Raw genomic sequence first — 2,910 nt, forward strand, 5'->3', positions numbered from 1 at the left:
GGGGTCTCCTCGTTTTCAGTGCAATAAGTGACGGTACGCAAAGCTAGCACTGGCGCGGGGGTGGTCTGGGTAGACCGTTGATTTCATTGACTTTCCTGTTCGCTTTGTAAACGGGTATGGTGGCCTCCCACTTTTGAGGTTCACGATGCAGGGTTGGCACACAACGTTTTTGGGGATGCGTGGGCTCCCCCGCGATATCAGCGACTTCGAGATGAAGGCATTTTTCACCTTCGATGGTGCCGAGCGCGACGCAATCAATGCACGCCGAGGTGATTCCCACAAGCTTGGTCTGGCGCTCCATATTGGTTTCCTGCGCATGAGTGGGCGTTTGCTCGGTGCCTTTCGGGTAATTCCAGTAGCCTTGTGGCGCCACCTTGGCAACGAGCTTGGCATTGCAGCACCAGAAGTCGCCTCGCTGAGAGCCATGTATGAACGCGGGCGCACGCTATTCGATCACCAACAAGTAGCCTGCACGGTCCTTGGATTCCAGTGGATGAGCGAGCACCAGCGCCGCTCACTGGTACGTGAACTGCGCGACGAAGTGGCGCGCTGCGCCGACCGCGATCAGCTACTCGTGCGGGCGCGTCAATGGCTGTACAAGAACAAGCTGGTGATCGTGCACGAGCGGGCAATTCGGACACTGATTGCGGCGGCACTTGCCCAGCTTGAAGTTGAAACAGGCACCGCCATCGCCGCCAGCGTTGATCCAGCAACACTTGATCGCTGGCGAGCCTCAGTTTCAGAGCTGCGCCCAGATGGACAAACCCAGCAGAGTTGGCTATGGGCTGCACCGGCGAAACACTCAACCCGCCAAATCAGCGAGGTACTGGAGCGCATCGACCTGCTTTACACGCTGGACGTTCATAAGCACCTGGCAGACATCCCCGATCTCATCTTGCGCCGCTACGCGCGCCGACTTGTCTCCAGGCCGCCCTCAGCCGGAGCCAAGATCAAAGAGCCAGCGCGCACCGTGGAGGTCGCATGCTTTCTTCGGTATTGCCTGTTCACCACCACAGACCAGTTGATCCTTATGGTGCAGCGCCGGATCGCCGATCTGTGGCGTCAGGCTGCCGCCGATGTCCCCGCTACCGTCAATTGGGCCGCAATGTACAAAACGCTGCTCGGCGAACTTGTTGCCTTGAGCGCGCAAGGTGCGGTGCCAGATGCTGAGTTGCGTGCCCGTCTTGAAGCCTTGATCACCGAAACCCAGAAACGCAAACCACCGAGCAGGGCCTCCCTGGTCCGCGAGGGATTGATTGATGGAATTCGCCCCGTGCGGTCGTTGCTCGTCGCCATTGCAAAGCTGCCCTGGCAGGCCACCGGCGAGCATCCTGCCATCGAGTACCTTGCCAAGCTGCAAGCTTTATATCTCAAAGGATCCAGAAAGCTGCCAGTTGAAGTGGTGGCACCAAGTCTGGGAATGATCTGGCAGGTTTCGATCTCCAGCCCAGACCGGGAACGGGCGTTTCAGGCGTTGGAGGTGGCCACCCTGTTTGCCCTGCGCCGCGCGGTGCGCAATGGCTCGGTCTGGATTGAGCACAGCCTGAGCTTTCGGGGTCGTGCGCGCTTGTTCTTCACGGACGAGCGTTGGCAGGCAGAGTCCAAGAAACACTATGCCCGTCTATCGTTACCCAGCAAGGCTGCCACTTTCTTGAAGCCTTTGCTGGCCAGAGTAACTGCCGGTGTCGATGCGGTGGCCGCTGCAGCCCGCAGTGGCGTACTGCGCGTGGATGATGAACTCCATTTGTCGCCATTGCCCGCAGAGGACGAAGACCCAGAAGTGACCAAGCTGCGCGCGGCTTTGGATCACCGCATCGGTGAGGTTCAATTGCCGGAAGTGATTCTGGCCGTTGACGCCCAGGTGCGCTTTAGCTGGATCATGCTCGGACGTGAGCCGCGCTCTACCGACGAGCTGCTGATGGTCTATGCCGGCATCATGGCCCACGGCACCAGTCTGACTGCGGTCGAATGCGCGCGCATGATTCCGCAATTGTCTGCCACCAGCATTCGCCAGGCCATGCGCTGGGCGCGGGACGAACGGCGTCTGAGCCAGGCCTGCCAGGCTGTGCTGGAATTCATGCAGCGACACCCGATTGCCGCCACCTGGGGGCGGTCCGATTTGGCATCTTCTGACATGATGAGCATGGAGACCACCAAACGGGTGTGGCAAGCCCGGCTTGATCCTCGGCGCAACACACCTTCCATTGGAATCTACTCCCATGTAAAAGACCGGTGGGGCATCTTCCATGCGCAGCCCTTTGTGCTCAATGAGCGCCAGGCGGGCGTGGCCATTGAAGGTGTCATCCGCCAAGAAAAGCTGGAGACCAGCCAGCTTGCTGTGGATACCCATGGCTACACCGACTTTGCCATGTCACATGCCCGTTTGCTTGGTTTTGATCTTTGCCCGCGGTTGAAGGAACTCAAACAGCGCCACCTCTTTGTGCCACGCGGCACCAAAGTGCCCGCAGAAATCGCTGCGGTGTGCGAAGCCAATGTCGACGTCGCTTTGATCGAAAAGCATTGGGATAGTCTGGTGCACCTGGCAGCCTCGGTCATGAGCGGACATGCCAGTGCGGTGGCAGCTCTTGCGCGGTTCGGTTCTGCCGCCCAGGGCGATCCAATCTATGAGGCTGGCGTGCAATTGGGGCGGTTGCTGCGTACGGCGTTTTTGGCTGACTACTTTGTCAAGGACGCTTTCAGGAACGAGTTGCGCCGGGTGCTCAATCGGGGCGAGGCTGTTAACGCCCTCAAGCGCGCCATTTATACCGGCCGGATCAGCCCGGCGCAGGCCAAACGTGTCGATGAAATGCAGGCTGTGGCCGATGCGTTGAGCCTGATGGCCAACATCGTGATGGCGTGGAATACCTCACAGATGCAGGCGGTCCTGGATCGCTGGTCGAACCGCCGCCA

At 59.5% G+C, this 2,910-nt stretch carries 1 protein-coding gene; it reads left to right on the forward strand.

Annotated elements, in window-relative coordinates:
• Positions 1-145: 145 nt before the first annotated feature.
• On the forward strand, positions 146-2,910 hold a 2,765-nt coding region (locus AC1RDS_RS20940; RefSeq protein ID WP_492227357.1), incomplete at its 3' end, for a Tn3-like element IS1071 family transposase.

Source organism: Acidovorax sp. GW823-FHT02H02, from assembly GCF_058797075.1.